This window comes from Archangium sp., assembly GCF_057119385.1.
Genome location: NZ_DBNGVP010000154.1, coordinates 73,220 through 90,929 on the forward strand (window position 1 = coordinate 73,220; position 17,710 = coordinate 90,929).

Sequence of the window (17,710 nt, forward strand, 5' to 3'; positions counted from 1 at the left end):
CGACACTCACGCTTCGGAAGGGGTGGGACCGTTGCCGATCAGCCGCTTGAGGCCGAACACGGACGAGAGGATGACGAAGGCGACCAGGGCGACCAGCGGGCCGGCGGCGGTATTCCACAGCGCGTGGACTCCGCTCATCAGGGCCTCTGTGAAGGCCGTGCCGCCCACCAGGGTGCGGGCCACCGACTTGCCGAGCCCGCTCAGGGCCGCGTCGCTGGTGAGCAGCAACCCGAGCCCCATCATCAGCGAGGCGCCGAGGATGGACAGGCCCGTCCACAGCTCGCGGCGCACGGGCGTGGGCTCGGCGGCGACCCGCGCCATCACCTTGTGCACCAGATCCGCCGGGGGGAGCGGATCCGCCAGCCGGCACAGATCCTTCTCCAGCAGCCGGTGCTCCTCGATGATGGCGGTGCACAGCGGGCACTGCTCCGCGTGCTCCAGGGCGGGACCTTCACCGGCCTCCAGCTCGGTGAAGAGCACCTCGAGGTCCGGGCATTCGATGGACGTGGGGGTCATGTCGGCTCCTCCGGGCTCATGTGCTTGCGGAGCTTCTCCCGGGCGCGGAACAGGCGCGCCATGATGGTGCCGGGCGCGCAGCCCAGCACCTGGGCGATCTCCTTCGTGGTGCGCTTCTGCACGTAGTAGAGCGCCAGCACCTCCCGGTCGTCGGCGGACAGGGTGGCGAGCGCCGCCTCGAGCGACTGGCGCTCCTGGCGGGCGATGGCGCCGTCCTCGAGCGAGGCCTCTCCGTTGGGGAGGACCTCCTTCATGGGCTCGAGCTCCTCCGTCTTCACCTTGGTGCGCCGGCGCAGCAGGTCCAGGCACAGGTTGCGGGTGATGGCCATCACCCACAAGTCGAAGGGGCGCGCGTCGTCGTACTTGTGGAGGTTCTGGTAGGCGCGGAGGAAGGCCTCCTGGGCGATCTCGGAGGCCTCGGCCTCGTTGCCGAGCAGGCGCAGGGCCAGGCCATAGACCGGGCGTTGCACGCTGCGCACGAGCGACTCGAAGGCGGACGGGTCACCCCGCCGGGCGGCGGCCACATCCGCCTTCCAGGGAGTGGCCGGGGCGTCATCGGCCATCAGCATGCCGATAGCCCGGGCGAGGTCCGCGACGTTTGCTGCGTTGAGGGCGAGAGCGTTCACGCCCAGGTCTACGGAACATGTCTGGCCTGATTGCACCGCCGGGAAAATCGGCGGTCCCTGTTACTTTTTCTTCCGTGATTCCGGGCGCTTGGCCGCCTGCTCGCGCCGCGCCTGCTCCTTGGCGTCTTTTTTCTGCCGCTGGCGCTCCAGGAATCCGGCCGAGGGCTGGGACGGGCGGTGGTCCTGGGCGGGCTCCCGGGCCTGGGTCCGCCTGCCGGGGGTGGGGGCACCTTCCGGAGCCGGGGAGCGCCGGGCGGCCCGGGGGCCCGCCGTGGGTGCCGCCCTGGGCTCGGAGAGGGGAGGGGTGGGCGCGGGGGCCCTGCGGGGTCCCCGGGGCGCGAAGGCGGTGTCGCCCGACTCCCGCTCGTTGTCGTCCCTGTCCTCGACGGGGGCGCGCCAGGACTCGCGGATCTGCTGCGCGGTGTCCTCCGCGTACTCGAAGTGGAAGAGCCGCTTGATGACGAGCGTGGCGTAGGCGCCGGGGGGCAGGGTGAAGGCGATGTTCACCTTGAGGTAGCCCCGGTTCAGGTCATCGTTCTGCACGCGGCCGATGACGAGCTTGTGCGGGATGACGACGGTGGGGCGCTCCTCGTGCTTGAAGTAGAGCATGCGCGAGGCCTCCTCGATGCGGAGGTCCTGCAGCTTCAGCTTCTCGCGGCCGAGCACCCACTCCACGGCCTGCTTCACCGTCGGATCCCCGAAGGTGCTGTCCGGGGCGAGCAGCGGGAAGGTGGACGAGCGCAGCGCCTCGAGCACCCCGGCGTCGGCGTCGCGGTGGAAGAGCAGGGTGCCCGCCTGGTACTTCAGGGGGAAGAGGTTCTCGCGGGGCAGCAGCAGCTGGAGGTAGCGCCGCACGCCCTCGTTCCAGAGGTAGCTCTGGTAGGTGAAGAGCAGCATGGCGCGGTAGGACGCGTCGATCTGCAGGAAGGCGCGCAGGTAGTCGCCGGGGTGCTCGCGCAGGGACTTGAGGATGCGGTGGTACTTGCGGCTGCCCTCGAAGGGGACGCGCGCGTCCCACTTGCCCCAGTTCTCGCGCCAGAAGGCCTTCACCTTGGCGTCCTCGCTGCGGTCCAGCTCCGAGGGCTGGGCGAGGTAGTTGCGCAGCGCGGCCTCGAAGTCACCGCGGATGAGATCCTTGGCGATGAAGCCCTGGCCGTGCTTGAGCGAGCCGAAGCGCTGGCTGTCGAAGTAGTTCACCACGCCCAGGCGGTTGATCTCCGCGGCGGCGCGGTTGAGCGGGCCAATGGACTCCTCCGTCAGCATGCGCACGGTGACGGCGAAGCGGTTGGAGGTGATGTTGGCGGCCGACAGCGGCTGATCCGTGCGCCCCAGGTACTTCAGGCGCAGATCCGGGTCCTGCATGTCCACGTCCGCCCCGTCCACCGCGATGAGCTGCTCGGTGCGGCCCTGCTTGTCCTTCAGGCCGCAGTACGAGATGGAGCCGGGCCTGAGGCCGAAGGCGTCGCGGATGCGGTCCGCCGCGTCGAAGGTGGACAGCTTCTGCTTGTCCATCAGGTAGACGCGGTGGCGACCGCTCGGCACCTCGTCGAAGCGGTACGACTCCTTGACGGAGAAATCCTCGGGCTTCTGCTTGATTCGCACGGGGATCCCTTAACAGCCAGGGTGGCCTGAGAGGAAGGAACGAATGGCCGGGGGCCTGACAACCCGACATCCCGCGGCGTAAGGTGCCGCCCCCCATGAGACTGCTCCCCCTGCTCGTCCTCCTGCTGGTCACCGGCTGTGCCTCCACCCTGTCCACCCTGCAAACGGCGAAGCCGCTCGCCCGGGGCCAGTTCCAGGTCTCCGGCGCGGTGGGCGTCTTCACCCCGGTGGGCCAGCTCGGCACGCTGCTCGACGAGGGCATCCGCCAGGGCAAGTCCATCCGCGACACCATCGAGTCCGGCCAGCCCTACCACCTGGAGGAGGCGGAGGCCCAGCGGCTGCTCGGCGTGGGCATGGCGCTGGCGGTGGCGCCCCCGGGTCCGGCCAACGAGTTGATGATCCGCACCGGCCTGCTGGACTCCCACACCCTGGACCTGGGCCTGCGCCTGAGCACCACCTCCCTGCGCCTGGACGGCAAGGTGCGCCTGGCGCACGGCGGCGATCCCGAGGACTCCCTCCTGCCCGACTACCAGCGCAAGTCCTATGACCTGGCCATCGGCCTGGGCTACTCGCGCCACGTCTTCAAGAGCCCCGTCCTGGACGCCCTGGAGATCGTGCAGATCGACGAGTTCTCCCGGTGGGACCTCGAGGTCCCCGTCTACCTGAGCATGGACCTGGGAGACATCTTCAAGCTGTACGCGGCCCCCAAGTACATCTACAGCCGCACCTCGCTGGACTCGAAGCTGGTGGACCTCTCCCAGGAGGGCCAGGACGTCTCGGGCTTCGACCTGTCCCTGCCGGCCGAGGTGACCAGCCACTTCTACGGCGCCAGTGTGGGCATTGCTTTGGGCTACAAGTACGTCCACTTCTATGCCGAGCTCACCGGCGGCTACACCGACTGCCGCCCCGTCGTCTTCGGCCAGCGGCGCGATCTGGGGGGGGTCACCCTGTACCCGTCCATTGGAATCGCCTTCAAGAATCCGCTGCCGCTGGGCAGGCAGGCGTCCCGTTCGGAGACTCCGCCAGCCCCGCAAAACCCGGTTTCGCTCCCTTGAAGCAGCCCTCCAGGCGGGCGTCCGTGGTCGTTCCGGCGCTTCCACGGCTCTGGTAGTGTCCCGCCGGTTCCGTCGATGTCCGGACCGTCGAGGTCTCGCGCGTGAGTCAAGGTTCCACCCAATCCGCAAAGTCCCTCAACCCGCGGGGGCCGCACCTCAAGGGGCGGTTCCCGGATGGAACGACCGGGGAGTACCCCCTCGGGGAGCTGACGACCCTGGGCCGCCATCCGTCCAACACGGTGCGGCTGGTGGATCGCGAGGTGTCCAAGGAGCACGCCACCATCGAGCGGATGGGACGCGACTTCATCCTGCGCGACCTGGGCTCGTCCAACGGCACCTTCGTCAACGGGCGGCGCGTGGCCGAGCTGCGGCTGCGGGACGGGGATGAGATCAGCCTGGGCACCTCCAAGCTCGTCTTCCACTCCGGGGAGCCGGCGGTGGCCTCGGCACCGCCCGTGGCGGGCCCGAGCGCCTCTCCGGGACGGGCCGCGCCCCGGGTGACGGTGGTGGCGCAGTCGCACTCCATCCCCGCGTTCCTCGCGCAGATGGATCAGCAGGTGCCGCAGAACTTCCGGCCCGCCGAGCAGATCCAGGAGCTGGCCACCCTCAAGCGCGAGTACGAGAAGCTGCGCATCGCCTACGAGTTCCACCGCCAGGTGAGCCAGCAGGGCAAACAGGCGGATCTCTTCGAGCAGATCCTGTCCGTGGCCTTCCAGCTGCTGGCGGCGGACCACGGCGTCGTCCTCAAGCCGGGCCCGGACGGCCAGTTCACCCCGGCGGCGATGAAGCACCGGCAGGGCAGCCAGCCCAACGTGATGGTCTCCGACACCGTGCTGCAGAAGGTGGCCGAGACGAAGAAGGGCGTGCTCACCGCGGACGCCATCATCGACGAGCGCTTCTCCTCCTCGGAGAGCATCGTGGCGCAGGGCATCCGCTCGGCCATGGCGGTGCCGCTGCTGGCCAAGGGCAAGCTGGAGGCGGTGCTGTTCCTGGACTCGCGCCAGCAGACCAACGCCTTCTCGGAGAAGGATCTGACCATCCTCTCGGGCATCGCGGCGCAGGCGGCCATCGCCCTGGAGAACGCGGCGCTGGGCGAGCAGATCCAGGCCGAGGCCATTACCCGCGCCGAGCTCAGCCGCTTCCTGTCGCGCGCGGTGGCCGAGGCGGTGATCCGCGGCGAGACGGAAGACCTGCGGCAGAGCCGGCTGGCGGAAGTGACGTGCCTGTTCGCGGACATCCGCGGCTTCACCACCCTGTCGGAGAACGAGTCTCCGCAGGAGGTGGTGTCCATGCTCAACGAGTTCTTCACCCTGATGGCGGGCGTGGTGTTCCGCCACGAGGGCAACCTGGACAAGTTCATCGGCGACTGCGTGATGGCGGTGTGGGGCCCTCCCTCGCCGCACTCGGACGATCCGGCGCGGGCGCTGCGCGCGGCGCTGGAGATGCAGGACGCGGTGGAGGTGCTCAACGGCTCGCGCATGGCGGCGGGCAAGCGGCCCATCGAGGTGGGCATCGGCGTGAACACCGGCCAGGCCGTCGTGGGCTACATGGGCAGCACCGAGCGCCATGAGTTCACCGCCATTGGCGACACGGTGAACACGGCTTCCCGCCTGTGTGGCCTGGCCCGGGGCGGCGAGGTGGTGGCCAACCAGAGCACCGTGCAGAAGGCCGGCACCGGCTTCGAGGTGGAGCCGCTGCCCGTCACCCAGGTGAAGGGCAAGGAGAAGGGCGTCCAGGCGTTCCGCGTCCTCGGGTTGGAGATCACCAACTCCCAGCGATGAAGACCCTGAACTGCCCCAGCTGCGCGCGCGCGCACGACGTGAGTGGCTTCGCGGAGGGCCATGAGGTGGCGTGTGCCTGCGGTGCGCGCTTCCCGGTGCGGGCCGCGCCGCCCTCCGAGCTGGAGCCCATGCTGTCCGCGCCCACGCTGGTGCGCCACTCGTTGCCGGTGGCGGGGACTGAGCTGGAGCCGAGGGAGCAGGAAGCGGAGGCCACGGGCATGGGTGGCGCGGTGGAGCTGCCGGGCTACGAGCTGGTGCGCGTGCTGGGCCGGGGCGGCATGGGCGAGGTGTGGCTGGCACGGCAGCAGTCGCTGCGCCGCATGGTGGCGGTGAAGATCCTGCCGCCGCGGCTGGCGAAGGATCCCGAGTTCGTCACGCGCTTCGACAAGGAGGCCACGGCGCTCGCGGCGCTCAACCACCCCAACATCGTGCAGATCATCGATCGCGGGGTGGCGGGGGAGCATTACTACTTCGTGATGGAGTACGTGGAGGGGCGCTCGCTGCGCGACGTGATGCGCGAGCTGTCGCCTCCCGAGGCCCTGCGCGTGGCGCTGCAGGTGGCGCGGGCCATCGAGTGCGCGCACGACAAGGACATCATCCACCGCGACCTGAAGCCGGAGAACATCCTGCTGGACGGGCGCGGGCACGTGAAGGTGGCGGACTTCGGGCTGGCGGGCATCCGCCGGCCGGACTCGCGGCTGCAGCTCACCGCCACGGCGGTGGCCATGGGGACGCTCAACTACATGGCCCCGGAGCAGCGCCGGGACGCGAAGAACGTGGATGGGCGGGCGGACCTCTTCTCGTTCGGCGTGGTGCTCTACGAGATGCTCACCGGCGAGGTTCCGGTGGGGCGCTTCAAGCTGCCGTCCGAGCGCGTGCAGGGGTTGGACGCGCGGGTGGACGCGGTGGTGGCGCGGCTGCTGGAGAACGAGCCCGAGGCACGCTTCCCGAAGGCCGCCGAGGTGTGCCAGGCGCTGGAGGGGCTCGTATCGAGCACCTCGCTGCCGCCGGGAGCGCTGCGGGCCCAGGAGGAGCTGAGCCCGGTGCGCAGCCGGCTGCGGACGGGCTGGCGCACGGTGCGGGCGGTGCTCTCGGTACTGGGCGGGCTGGTGGTGATCTTCGCCGGAGCGAGGCAGGTGCTGGGTCCGGCGACCCTCTACCAGGGGACCACCGGGAAGCTGGTGCTCGGATCGTGGGGTCCCTGGTGGAAGGAAGCGGGCAAGCCGTGGCCGGCCAACACGGAGGGGGATCTGTTCGTCCACTCGATGATGGAGGACCAGACGGACGGGAAGGTGCGGCTGCGGGTGGACTTCATGCCGGGCAACGAGGAGCTGAATGCCCACGCGGGGACGTGGAAGCTGGAGAACGGACAGCTCCATGTCATCCAGGGCGGCGATGAGACCACCGATGGGCAGCTGATTCCGCGTGCGTACCTGGCCCACCGCTACTTCTCCAGCGACGACTTCACCGTCGAGGCGCTGATGAGCGCGACGCCACTGGACAAGGGTTACGTCCAGGAGCCGGACGCGCAGCACTACGCCGAGCTGTCCTACCGCGTCACGGGCCTGCAGGTGTCCGTCTTCGCCATCCCGGAAGCGGGCATGCGGCTGGGCTGGAAGTACACCACCCCGGAGGGCGAGATCGTGGCGGGCAACAGCTCGCAGGACGTGGAGAGCCTGGTGCAGGACGAGACGCCCGTGCCCTGGCACCCCTTCCGCGTGAAGCTGCAGCTCAAGAAGAAGAAGAACGGCGTGGACGTGGCCGCGTACCTCAACGGCGCCTCCGAGCCCTTCGCGTCCAAGTTCCTGGAGGGCTTCCAGGGGCGTTCGGCGAAGGTGGCGCTGGGGTGCCGCAACCTGGTCTGCACCTTCGACGAGGTGGTGGTGCGGGGCCTCCCGACGAAGAAGTCCACGAACACCCACAAGGTGGCGGAAACCCAACAGGAGTGACGGCACGCCTCGTCCTGGAGGACGAGCCCGCGTCCGCGAGTGCACGGGAGCACGCTCCCGGTGTGCTCTTGCGGAAGGCGGAAGGCGGGAGGCGTCTCCACCTTTGGCCGGGACTCCAGGTCGAGGGGGAGCCATGGACTTGCGGTGGGCATTCGCCCCGCTGTACGCGGCGAGCCTGGGTGCACTGGTGGTCGCGGCGTTCGCCTTTGGCCGCAAGGACGCCCGCGCCTTCATGCCGCAGTGGCCGATGGCGTGGTTCGGACTACTGGCGGTGCTCTTCGCGCTCGTCGCGCTGCGGGACGGGGCCGGTCCCTTCACCTGGGTGTCCCTGGGATCGCTCGGTGACGGGCTGGGCCTGGCGCTGCTGGTGGCGGCGGCGGGGCTGGCGGTGGTGGGCTCCCGCGTCTGGGTGCGCGCGGACGCGCTGCGGGCCGAGGCCCCCCGGAGCATCGACGAGGGCGTGGCGGCGCTGCGCGCGGGCCGCTCGCCGGGGTGGGGCGTGTACCGGGGCCGGCTGGCGTCGAGCGATCAGGTGACGTCGCCGGGCGGCGTGGTGTGCGCCTTCTACGAGGCGGAGCTGCGCGGCGTCATGCCGGACGGGAGCAAGGGTCCGCTGCTGTCCCTGGAGCGGGCGTACGCGCCGGTGCTGCAGGTGAGGGGAGCGCGGGCCGAGGCGGCGGTGAGCTTCTCGCCGAAGCTGTTGCTGGCGCCGGTGCGCATCCTCCGCTGCCAGATGAGCCAGCCCCTGGCGGAGACGGGCACGGGCGTGCCGGCGGAGGGACGGGTGGTGGAGGAGTCGCTCTCGTACGAGCGGGTGGGGCGGCTCGGCGAGGAGTGCCTGGTGGTGGGCGAGCTGCGGCAGGGGCCGGTGCCGGGCGTGTACGAGCTGCGCGGGAAGCAGGGTGGCCCGGCCATGGTCATCCTGGGCAACGCGGGCGAGGGCACGGGCACGGTGCTGGCAAGGCGGGCCTGGAAGCTGTTCGCGCTGGCCGGAGCGCTCACCGTGGCCGCGGCCTGGGTTCTCGCGGGCTGAGGCAATCTGCCCCTCGGGGGTGCTTTGCCCCAGAGAGGTTCTGTTACCGACGGTAACAGCGGTTACGAAATCACACTGAACACATCGCGGCACCTTGGGACCACCAGAGTGTGGGCTTCGATGGTACGGACGTTGCGTTCGCAGCCTCCAGGCACCCATTCGACCCCACAACCCCAGGGAAGCCATGAAGAATGCTCGACTTGCCGTACTGATCGCCTCGGGAGGACTCTGCTCGGCCACCACCGCACTGGCCCAGACCCCCACCCCGGGCACCGGTGACGCCATCCCCCCGTCCGCCACGCAGCCCGCCCCGACTCCGACGCCGCCCCCGGCCACCCCTCCAGCCCCCACCGCCGAAAGCGCCGACGAGAACTTCTTCCGGTTCTACGGCATCCTCAACCCGCGCTTCGTGACGGCCACCGGCGCGGTGGAGTCCTTCAGCCAGCCCAACGAGTCGGCCATCACCGCCGCGGGCAACCCCGTCTATTCCAACTTCCCGGACTCGGCCCGCCACTCCTTCCAGGTGGCGCAGTCGCGCGTGGGCTTCTGGCTCAACGAGAAGGGACCCCTGAGGGCCCAGGTCGAGATCGACTTCGTGGACTTCACCAAGGCCACGCCCACCGTGGCCAGTGTGCCCCGCCTGCGCATCGCGCACGTGGACTACACCATCGCCCCCGGCCACAGCGTGTCCCTGGGGCAGGACTGGGATCTGCACGCCCCGCTCAATCCGCACGGCATCAACCTGGTGGGCGCGCTCTTCCAGGCGGGCAACAGCGGCTTCATGCGCCAGCAGTTCAAGTACTTCTACACCACGCCGAGCTTCGAGCTGGGCGCGGCGGTGGGCTTCCCCGCCCCGGACGTCGCGGCCAAGGACGCGATGCTCGAGATCGGCGCCCTGCCCACCCTGGCGGTGCGCGGCACCTACAAGTTCGGCAAGAGCCGGGTGGGCGCCTCGGCGCTCGCCACGCGGCTTCCCTTCAACTTCAGGGCCACGGACGAGCGCTTCGCCACCGCCTTCGGCACCGCGCTCTTCACCGAGCTGGCGCCCTCCGACAACACCAACATCCGGGTGGAGCTCAACTTCGGGCAGAACGCCGCCAACCTGGGCATGCTGTCGCTGTCCCAGGGCCGCGCCGCCACGGACGTGCAGGAGTTCGGCGGCTTCATCTCGGTCCGCCAGGTGCTGACGGGCATTCACGCCGTCTACGGCATGGCGGGCTACCAGCGGGTGATCGAGCCCTCGAAGGTGGTGCCCAGCTACGACTATCCCGCCGCCGGTGGTGCCGCCACCCTGTCGGGCACCGGTCCGGGCCTGGAGCACAACGGCGCGGTGCGCCTGGGCTATGAGATCAAGCCCAACCGCAGGCTGGCCTTCGTGCTGGAGGGCTTCCTCTACCAGTCGCGCCACCGGCTGCAGGCGGTGGACCTGCCGAACGTCAATCCGGTGCGCACCTCGCTGGGCCTCGAGACGGGCGCCATCCTGAGCTTCTGAGCCTGTCTCCGGCGAGAAGCTCCAGAGGGCAGGGCGCGTGCTCCCCGGGCACGCGCCCGCTCAGGCCGTCACCTTCTGGAACTGGCGCACGCTCAAGCCGAGCAGCGCGGCGGAGAGGGCCATCAACGCGAGCACGTTGGGCAGCAGGTCCATCAGCCCCGCGCCGCGCAGCACCACGCCGCGCATGATCTCCACCATGTGCGTGGCCGGAAGGATCCGTCCGAGGGCGTACAGGGGCCACGGCAGGCCGGACACGGGGAAGATGTAGCCGCTGAGGAAGATGGACGGGAGGATGAAGAGCTGGGACATCTGCTGTGCCTGCGCCTGCGTCTTCGCGCGCGTGGAGACGAACAGCCCCAGCGACAGCAGCGCGAACAGGTACACCACGGCCATCGCGAAGAGGAACACCAGGCTGCCCCGGATGGGCACGCTGAAGGCGAAGCGCATGGCCAGCAGGATGAGCGTCATCTCCCCCATGCCCAGCAGCAGGTAGGGCACCAGCTTGCCCAGCATCAGCCCGAGCGGGTGCACGGGCGTCACCAGGAGCTGCTCCAACGTGCCCTTCTCCCGCTCGCGCACGATGGCCACCGCCGTGAGCAGCGTGGCGACGATCTGCAGCAGCACGGCCACCAGTCCCGGGATGATGTAGTTGGCCGTACGGCCACTCGGGTTGAAGAGGATGAGCGGGTGTGTGTCGAGCACCGGCCTGGCCGCGGTGCCCACCCGCTCGGAGATGGCGTCCAGGTTCACCTTCGCCGCCAGCCCGTTCACCGCCGCCAGCGCCTGCGAGCTGACCACCGAGTCCGAGCCATCGATGAGCACCAGGATCGACGCATGTGCTCCCGGAGCGGCGCCCGTTCGCGCGGCCCCGAAGTCCGGAGGCAGCACCACGCCCACCTTCGCCCGGCCCTGGACGATGCGCTCACGGGCCTCGCCCGGATCCGATGTCACCAGCACCACGCGGAAGGTTTCGGTGGCCTCGAGCTGCTCCACCAGCTCGCGGCTGGCGCTCGTCCGATCCTGGTCCACCACCACCGTGGGCACGTGCCGCACCGTCTGATCCAGGAACCCGAACAGGATGAGCTGGAAGAGGGGAATGGAGAGCGCGGCCATGAGCGTGGCCCGATCCCGGCGCACATGGACGAACTCCTTGCGCATCACGGCGACGAAGGAATCCCAGATGGCACGCAGGTTCATGGGTGGACCTCCACGAGCCCGGAGTGGGGCGGCGGGGCCGTGCCCGGGCCCTCCCGCTCGCGCGCGGCCTGCTCGGTGAGCGCCACGAAGACGTCCTCCAGCGAGGGCGCGATGGGACGCACCTCCGCGCCGGGGAAGCCCGCTTCCTCCAGCCGCGCGAGCACCTCGGCGTCCGTGAGGCCCGTGTCCACCAACGCCTCCACGGACTGTCCGAAGAGGGTGGTGCCCTGACACCAGGGCACGGTGCGCAGGAAGGCGAGCGCGCGCGCCGGGTGCGGCGTCTCCACCGCGAGCCGGCGCTGGCCCGGACGGTGGACCGCGGGCAGCTGCTTGAGCTCCTCCGGCGTGCCCGTGACGAGCAGCTTCGAGAGGTACAGGTACCCCACCTCGCCGCAGCGCTCGGCCTCGTCCATGTAGTGCGTGGTGACGAAGAGCGTGACGCCCTCGGCCGCCAGCAGGAAGAGCAGATCCCACAGCTCGCGCCGGGCCACCGGATCGATCCCGGCCGTGGGCTCGTCGAGGAACACCACCCGCGGCTCGTGCATCAGCGCCGCCCCCAGCGCCAGCCGTTGCTTCCACCCGCCCGACAGTTGTCCCGCCCGCCGCTCCAGGTACGGGCGGATGTGCGTGAGCTCCACCGCCGCCTCCAGCCGCCGCCGGGCCCGCTCCCCGGACAGGCCGTAGATGCGCGCGTAGAAGCGGAGGTTCTCCAGGACGGTCAGGTCCTCGTAGAGGGAGAAGCGCTGGCTCATGTAGCCGATGCGGCGGCGGATCTCCTCGCCCTCGCGCGCCACGTCCAGGCCGAGCACCCGGGCTCCTCCCTCGGTGGGGGACAGCAGCCCGCAGAGGATGCGGATGAGCGTGGACTTGCCGCTGCCATTGGGCCCGAGCAGCCCGTAGATGGAGCCGCCGTGGACCTGGAGATCCACGCGGTCCAGGGCAGTGAAGTCCCCGAAGCGCCGGGTCAACCCCCGCACGGAGATGGCGGGCTCGGGGGCGCTCATTTCGGCACCGTGACGTAGGCGGCCATTCCCGCGCGCAGCAGGCGCAGGCCATCGTCGCGCAGGCCGATGCGTGTGGCGAACACCTGCGAGGCGCGCTCGTCCGGCGTCTGGAGGTTGCGCGGGGTGTACTCGCCCTGGGAGGCGATGGTCTCCACCACGCCCGTGAAGCTGCGATCCGGGAAGGAGTCCACGCGCACCGGCACCTCGCTCCCCGGCCGCAGCCTGCCGAGGTGCGTCTCCGGCACGTAGATGCGCACGTAGAGCTGCTCATCCTCCACCAGCGTGGCCGCGGTGGCATTGGCCGGGAGCAGATCCCCAGGCCGCAGGTCCAGGGACTCCACGCGGGCGGCCACGGGCGCGCGGATGGTCAGCTCCCCCAGCGCCACGTCGATGGCCTCCAGCCGTCCCCGCGCGGCCTCCACCTGGCCCTGCTGCGCGCGCACGTCCGCGTCCGTGCCCTGCTCCAACTCCTGGAGCCGGGAGCGGCGGGCATCCCGCTCGGCACGGGCCTGGCGGAGCGTGGCCTCGGCGGTGTCGAGCTCGGCGCGGGTGTTCACCTGCTGCTGGAAGAGCGTGCGCGCCCGCCGTGCATCCAGCTGCGCCTTGTCCAGGGCCACCTGGGCGGCGGTGAGCTCGGCGCGGGCGCGGGTCACCTGCTCGGCGAGGCTGCCGGTTCCCCGCCTGGAGCCCTGTCCCTGGAGTTTGTCGAGCGTGGCCTGGGCCTGGAGCAGCTGGCCCTCGGCCTGCAACCGCTGGGCGGGCAGGTCTCCGGCTTCCAGAAGAACGAGGGGCTGGCCGGGCTCCACGCGCTCACCCTCGCGGACGAGCACGTCCTTCACCCGGCCGCCCACGCGCGAGCCCACGGCGACGTCCCGGGCCTCCACCGTGCCCGCCCAGGTGTAGGGCTGACGGGCCGCCCAGGCCTGGTACCCGGCCCAGACGAGCAGCGCCACGGCCACCACCCCCAGGGGGATGAGCCGCCTGGGTTGCTCGCGCACCTTGCGAGCGATCATCACCCCGCGGGGCAGGGTCGCCGCCGTCCCCATGTGCCACCGTCCCGGGCAGGGCCCCTCGCGGCCGAGCCCCGTGTCCTCCACTTCCTCGTCGAGGGTCTTCACGGGAGGAGCGGGGGAGAAGCGGCGCGTGACTCGCCCCCCGGTACGGGACGGCCGCCCGGATACCGCTCCAACGAGGAGCCGGCCTTACAAGTCCGTGCTCCGCCGCGTAGGCGGGCTCCTGGTGCGAGGCCATCTCCGGCGCTGGCTGTTGCTCGGGGAGCCTGGGCAGACGGACGCGTACATGGGTGCCCTCGCCTTCCTGGCTCTCCAGCTCCACCCGGCCTTCGTGGAGCAGGAGGATGCCCCGCGAGAGGTACAGCCCCAGGCCCATTCCACCGCGATCATGGGGCGTTCCCGCCTGCGCGCGGTAGAAGCTCTCGAAGAGCCGCTCCCGCTGCTCCTCGGAGATGCCGATGCCTTCATCCCGGATGGAGATCTCCACCTCTCCTCCCTCCATGCGGAGGGAGACCTCCACGGGGGTTCCCGCGGGCGAGTAGCGCGCGGCGTTGTCCATCAGCTCGGTGAGCACCTGCTCCAACCGGGCCCGATCGCCGAGCACCCACGCGTCCGGTCCCGGCCGCACATGGATGGGATGGCGCGGATGGTGGGCGGCGGTGCTCGCGGCGGCCGCTTCCACCAGCGCGCGCAGCCGCAGCTCCGTCTTCTCGAAGTGCAACCGGCCGAGCTGGAGCTGGGAGGCATCCAGCAACGTGCGCACCACCCGGTCCATCCGGTCCACGCCCCGGCTGATGCCCTCGAGGGCCCGGCGCAGCGCGGGGCCAGGATGCGCCGTGCGGCAGGCGAGCTGGGCGAAGGACTTCATCACCGCCAGGGGCGTCTTCAGCTCGTGCGCGGCCATCTTCACGAACTCGCCCTGGAGGCGCTCCAGCTCAATGGCCTGGGTGATGTCGCGTCCCACCGACACGGCGGCGACGACCTGGCCCGACTCGTCCCGGATGGGCGCGGCGTTCACCCGCAGGACGCGCCTGCGGTTCAACGGGGCAGGGTGAAGACGAGGATGTCGTCCACCTGCTCCCCCCCTCAATGCCCGGGGCAGGGGCAGGGTGTCGAAGGCCAGCTCCTGCCCCTCCACCCCTTTGGGAGGCAGCACGCCCAGGGCCACCAGCAACCACCGCTGGTGGCGGACGTCCGAGAAGAGCATGTCCTTCTTCGTCGAGGCGAACACCCTCCAGCCGGCATCGCGGACGTTCACCTCGGTGGTCCGCCATCCCCGATCCAATCCCTGCTCGTGCTCCCACGTTCGCAGGTCCTCGAGCGTGAGTTCGGCGAGGCTCCGCGGGGAGCGCCCGCGCCTGCGTGCCCAGGCGAGGAGCACCTTCCCGCAGGGCTGCGCGATGAGCGCGCCACGGGTGCTGACGAGGTAGAGGGTCTCCGCTGGCGAGTCGTTGGCCTGACGGACCACCTCTCCAATCATGGGGAGGATGAGATCCACGCTCACGATTCCCCGCTGCCGGCCCTGGTCGTCGAAGAAGGCCCGCGTCAGGGAGACGTACGTATGGTCCGGATCGAAGTAGGGCTCGGAGATGGCGATGCGCTCGCCACGCTTCCACGCCTGCTGGTACCAGTCCTGGTGGGGGTAGTCATAGGCGGGGGTGGACCATTGGTAGGTGAGGACCTGGCGCTGGTGGACGTAGGGGTCCATGTAGCGCACGCCGGAGGCGAACTGACCGGGCTCGAACCACACTCCCCTCCCATAGACCACCTGCTCCGGAGCGGAGGCCAGCATCCGGCGGAGCAGATCCTCGATGGCCTGCCGCTCCGCGGCACGCAGCTGTTCGTCGAGCTCGGAAGCCAGCTCGTGGGCGCGAGCCGTCTGCTGGGCAAGCGCCTCCTGTTCCTGGCCATGAAGCGCCCTCTGGGCAAACACGAGCAGGGCACCGGTGAGCGCCACGCCCAGCCCCACGACCAGCAGCAGGGCGGGCGAGGGCAACCAGCGTGCCGACGCTCGTCGGCGGTGTCCTTCCTGTCGTTCACCTCGTGGCGATGCAGTCCCTCCGGCCCATCCTTCATGAATGAAGACGTGGCAGGGGGCCGCCAAGGGGGCGTCGCGGGCCAGCCCGGTCGCGCGCCACGGGGCCGGGGAACGGGGCTACCCCTTGTCGGCGATGCCGTACTCCTCGGGCACCCAGGTTTTGTGGGTCGGCCACGCGCTCGAGGGCCTCGGGAACTGCTTAACAGGCGTTCGCCCTGTGTAGCGCTGCATGGGACTCTGGGTGCGCTTGCCTCATGGGTTTGGTAGGCTCCTGGCCATGGAGAAAGAACGCTCGTTGGTGGATGTCTGGGCCGACATGATGAGACTCCTCGCCGCCGACGTCCATCCGGCCATGCTGGAGGCCTGTCAAGGTCCGATCCAGGCCGGTGCTTCCCCCTCGGGCGAGTTCTTCCAGCGCGCCGTCAAGGCTCTGGACGCGGCGCAAACCGCCATGGGCTCCGCCTTCAGGCTTCTCTTCCGGGACAGCAAGGTCGCACTGCTTGATTTCATCTTGGTCATCGGGGTGGATACATTCACCAAGCACTTCCCTGGCTCGGATGTCTGGGATGAGGGATCATTGCTCCAAGCCATCGAGGCGGGGCAATGGAAGATGAAGGACGAGCGCAAAACCCGGATCATCGACTCCATTGCTCGCGACCGGCTCGTGTTTGGCGAGGAGGCGCAGGCCATCAACGTGCTGCGGGATGGAAATTTCAAGCTCTACATGCAGACCGGTCCTGCGGTGCATTATGTGCAGAGACTCCTTCAAGTTGCCCGCCGGTTTCTCGACCCCAAGCAGAAGAAGCAGGTACCGGGTGAATCGTGCTTCGGCGCCAAGACAATAGACTCCCTGAAACTCATTCAAGGATTGCTGTCAGTCGGTGTGACTGGGGAACTCGATGCGGAGACCCTCGCCCGCCTCGAGTCCATCCAGGTTTTCGATAAGAGCCGCGTGAAGGAAAAGGATTCGAACCCACCCAAGAAGAGCTCCGCCTGGGCGAACATCATCAATAACGATAAGTTTTTCATCAAGTTCGGCTACAAGGATTTCAGTGACTTCCTGAAGTTCTACAGCGATGTGATGGTCGGCAAACCACTCAAGCCCGGCGAGGAACCAGAGCCTGGGAAGCTGCCTGGAGCCTACTCGCCATCCATCGCGGATATGAAGCGGTTGAAATACATCCTGGGTCCCATTCTGAAAGAGAATCAGGAGACCTTCGACTCGCTCAAAAAGCAGCTCGATGCGCTCAGCAAACAGGCGCAGAAATTCGGGAGCGATGCCTTCAAGGGCAAGCCCCTCAGCATGGTGGTCTCGGGAGTAGCGGCTTCGGGCTTTCTCTCGTGGTACATCCCCGCGCAGAAACGTGTCGCGGAGGGAAAAGGCCAAGGGCTCGATCAATATGTCCACAGCATCAACGACATGGTGCTCGGGATGGCTAAGTTCAAGGTCAGCTCCGCGCCGGGCAAAGTGAATCTGTTCACGCTGAAGGGCAACTTGGTCAGCCCAGGCAAGAGTTTCACCGGAGCTGAGGGAAAGACGCTGGGCTCCAGTGCTTCTACGTCATTCAACTGGACCCGATACAAATCCGATTCGGATCAGCCGGATTTGACAGTCAGCGGGCTCACGGACGAGCACTTGTGGTATTGCGAGGCGACGTGTGCGCACTACACGACCTCTGAACTGCGATCCCACCTCCAGCAGGGAAGGATCGACAAAGGGTGGAAGGTCAGGGATCTCAAGGGGAAGGAACTCAAGGATATCCCCATTAGTGAGATTCCCGCCCTTGTGAATCCCACGCTCTCCATGAAAGAGGAGAAGATTTCGGCGACTGTTGGCGTCAAGGGAGGCCATGCATACAGCCCTAAGGCAAAGCAGTGGCTTACCCATGTCGGAACAGACCTTCGCGTCAAATCAGGACCGGTCTCCGTAGCAATGGGGGCGAACACCCGGCATGCGTTCAAGGAGGATCTGCCCGTCCCCTCGCCCTACGCCCCTCTCATCGGAGGCGTGATTCGCGACCTGGAATGTACGCTTCAGGTCGATTGCCTGACAGGTACCAATACCGCCAAGTCCACCAACAAACTGCAACTCTCCGCGGGGGTCAAGAATACCCAGAACGTCTTTCCGCTCGGACTCGAGTCCAGAGTGATCTCCACCCAGGCGGGAGCGACCTGGACGGTGGTCCATCAGGACGAGTACTCACTCAAGTTGTCCCTGGTGGGTTCTCTGACATGGGAGGAGTCCGACATGAAGAAAACCCAGAACCCTCAGGACGTGAAATCCAACCTGGAGTTCACGGGCAGGAGGTTCACTGTGACTGCGGATGCGACGTGGTTGCCACGGAGCGCTGGCCCTTCGTCGGGGCTATCAGGGTCACTCCGCTTCCTGTACCACTTCGACTGA

13 protein-coding genes are annotated in these 17,710 nt (G+C 68.8%); 6 read left to right on the forward strand and 7 right to left on the reverse strand.

Annotated features, from left to right (window positions below; all coding sequences use genetic code 11):
• Positions 1-6 precede the first annotated feature (6 nt).
• The 3 genes from AC16DP_RS36595 to truD form a co-directional block, all read right to left on the reverse strand.
• Entirely contained in the window at positions 7-516 is a 510-nt protein-coding gene (locus tag AC16DP_RS36595; RefSeq protein WP_329726225.1) for a hypothetical protein, read from the reverse strand.
• Positions 513-1,079: an RNA polymerase sigma factor gene (locus AC16DP_RS36600; protein ID WP_329726297.1), complete on the reverse strand. Its 567-nt coding sequence runs from the start codon at positions 1,077-1,079 to the stop codon at positions 513-515. Before AC16DP_RS36600 ends, AC16DP_RS36595 begins: the two co-directional genes overlap by 4 nt.
• A 123-nt stretch (positions 1,080-1,202) precedes the next feature.
• Positions 1,203-2,744, reverse strand: a complete 1,542-nt coding sequence (truD, locus tag AC16DP_RS36605) for a tRNA pseudouridine(13) synthase TruD (protein ID WP_329726224.1) — start codon at positions 2,742-2,744, stop codon at positions 1,203-1,205.
• A 95-nt stretch (positions 2,745-2,839) separates the two neighbouring features.
• On the opposite strand from truD, the gene AC16DP_RS36610 reads away from it, so the two are divergent.
• From AC16DP_RS36610 to AC16DP_RS36630, 5 genes are all read left to right on the forward strand, one after another.
• On the forward strand, positions 2,840-3,799 hold the full coding sequence (locus AC16DP_RS36610) for a hypothetical protein (RefSeq protein ID WP_329726223.1): 960 nt from the start codon (positions 2,840-2,842) through the stop codon (positions 3,797-3,799).
• A gap of 101 nt (positions 3,800-3,900) precedes the next feature.
• Positions 3,901-5,580: an adenylate/guanylate cyclase domain-containing protein gene (locus AC16DP_RS36615; protein WP_329726222.1), complete on the forward strand. Its 1,680-nt coding sequence runs from the start codon at positions 3,901-3,903 to the stop codon at positions 5,578-5,580.
• The gene (locus AC16DP_RS36620) at positions 5,577-7,529 is read left to right on the forward strand and encodes a serine/threonine-protein kinase (protein ID WP_329726221.1); all 1,953 of its coding nucleotides are present in this window, start codon (positions 5,577-5,579) and stop codon (positions 7,527-7,529) included. The genes AC16DP_RS36615 and AC16DP_RS36620 overlap by 4 nt, the downstream gene beginning before the upstream one ends.
• A gap of 133 nt (positions 7,530-7,662) precedes the next feature.
• Positions 7,663-8,562 (forward strand): hypothetical protein, encoded by a 900-nt coding sequence (locus AC16DP_RS36625; RefSeq protein WP_329726220.1) that lies wholly within the window; start codon positions 7,663-7,665, stop codon positions 8,560-8,562.
• Between the two features lie 184 nt (positions 8,563-8,746).
• Positions 8,747-10,054 carry a hypothetical protein gene (locus AC16DP_RS36630; protein WP_329726219.1) on the forward strand — a complete coding sequence of 436 codons (1,308 nt, stop codon included), beginning with the start codon at positions 8,747-8,749 and terminating at the stop codon, positions 10,052-10,054.
• Between the two features lie 60 nt (positions 10,055-10,114).
• Here AC16DP_RS36630 and AC16DP_RS36635 read toward each other — a convergent pair whose 3' ends face one another.
• From AC16DP_RS36635 to AC16DP_RS36650, 4 genes are read right to left on the reverse strand one after another with little or no spacing between them, the layout of a single operon-like run.
• The gene (locus AC16DP_RS36635; protein WP_329726218.1) at positions 10,115-11,251 is read right to left on the reverse strand and encodes an ABC transporter permease; all 1,137 of its coding nucleotides are present in this window, start codon (positions 11,249-11,251) and stop codon (positions 10,115-10,117) included.
• Positions 11,248-12,255, reverse strand: a complete 1,008-nt coding sequence (locus AC16DP_RS36640; protein ID WP_329726217.1) for an ABC transporter ATP-binding protein — start codon at positions 12,253-12,255, stop codon at positions 11,248-11,250. Before AC16DP_RS36640 ends, AC16DP_RS36635 begins: the two co-directional genes overlap by 4 nt.
• Positions 12,252-13,139 carry an HlyD family secretion protein gene (locus AC16DP_RS36645; protein WP_483956944.1) on the reverse strand — a complete coding sequence of 296 codons (888 nt, stop codon included), beginning with the start codon at positions 13,137-13,139 and terminating at the stop codon, positions 12,252-12,254. The genes AC16DP_RS36640 and AC16DP_RS36645 overlap by 4 nt, the downstream gene beginning before the upstream one ends.
• Complete coding sequence (locus tag AC16DP_RS36650; RefSeq protein WP_329726216.1) at positions 13,066-15,264, reverse strand: ATP-binding protein; 2,199 nt, start codon at positions 15,262-15,264, stop codon at positions 13,066-13,068. Before AC16DP_RS36650 ends, AC16DP_RS36645 begins: the two co-directional genes overlap by 74 nt.
• Before the next feature lie 319 nt (positions 15,265-15,583).
• Between AC16DP_RS36650 and AC16DP_RS36655 the strand changes: the two genes are divergently transcribed.
• The gene (locus tag AC16DP_RS36655) at positions 15,584-17,710 is read left to right on the forward strand and encodes a hypothetical protein (RefSeq protein WP_329726215.1); all 2,127 of its coding nucleotides are present in this window, start codon (positions 15,584-15,586) and stop codon (positions 17,708-17,710) included.

Coding starts and splice junctions, on each gene's coding strand:
- AC16DP_RS36595 (WP_329726225.1), bottom strand. CDS start 516: ATGACCCCCACGTCCATCGAATGCCCGGACCTCGAGGTGCTCTTCACC.
- AC16DP_RS36600 (WP_329726297.1), bottom strand. CDS start 1,079: ATGGCCGATGACGCCCCGGCCACTCCCTGGAAGGCGGATGTGGCCGCC.
- AC16DP_RS36610 (WP_329726223.1), top strand. CDS start 2,840: ATGAGACTGCTCCCCCTGCTCGTCCTCCTGCTGGTCACCGGCTGTGCC.
- AC16DP_RS36620 (WP_329726221.1), top strand. CDS start 5,577: ATGAAGACCCTGAACTGCCCCAGCTGCGCGCGCGCGCACGACGTGAGT.
- AC16DP_RS36625 (WP_329726220.1), top strand. CDS start 7,663: ATGGACTTGCGGTGGGCATTCGCCCCGCTGTACGCGGCGAGCCTGGGT.
- AC16DP_RS36630 (WP_329726219.1), top strand. CDS start 8,747: ATGAAGAATGCTCGACTTGCCGTACTGATCGCCTCGGGAGGACTCTGC.
- AC16DP_RS36635 (WP_329726218.1), bottom strand. CDS start 11,251: ATGAACCTGCGTGCCATCTGGGATTCCTTCGTCGCCGTGATGCGCAAG.
- AC16DP_RS36640 (WP_329726217.1), bottom strand. CDS start 12,255: ATGAGCGCCCCCGAGCCCGCCATCTCCGTGCGGGGGTTGACCCGGCGC.
- AC16DP_RS36655 (WP_329726215.1), top strand. CDS start 15,584: ATGGAGAAAGAACGCTCGTTGGTGGATGTCTGGGCCGACATGATGAGA.